This is a genomic window from Chitinophaga sp. 01L420 (assembly GCF_056399985.1).
Window position 1 is genome coordinate 1 of sequence record NZ_JBFTSK010000167.1, and the last position, 354, is coordinate 354.

1 protein-coding gene is annotated in these 354 nt (G+C 51.0%); it reads right to left on the bottom strand.

The window, feature by feature from the left end; all coding sequences use genetic code 11:
• On the bottom strand, positions 1–354 hold a 354-nt coding region (locus tag AC1DP6_RS36640; RefSeq protein ID WP_477059336.1), incomplete at both ends, for a hypothetical protein.

Below are 354 nucleotides of genomic sequence, written 5' to 3' on the forward strand. Positions count from 1 at the left end.
CAGCAATCGTGATCCAGGGTTGCTTGCCACCTACGATGGTCCATGCACCGCGTGCRCCCAATCCGGCYGGAATGTTAGCCGTCATGTTGAAGATAGAATCATTACAATGTTTCTGATCTGCACCTGCAACTGCTATGGAAGGAATYTCATAGTTGGTCAGTTYMACCATATCCGTAGTRGCCGYACAGGTACCATTGGTGATGGTCCATACCAGTGACACGGTATGTCCTGCCAGTACGGTCACCTTCGTATTATTTAAAGTAGTRTCAGCAATCGTGATCCAGGGTTGCTTGCCACCTACGATGGTCCATGCACCGCGTGCRCCCAATCCGGCCGGAATGTTAGCCGTCATGT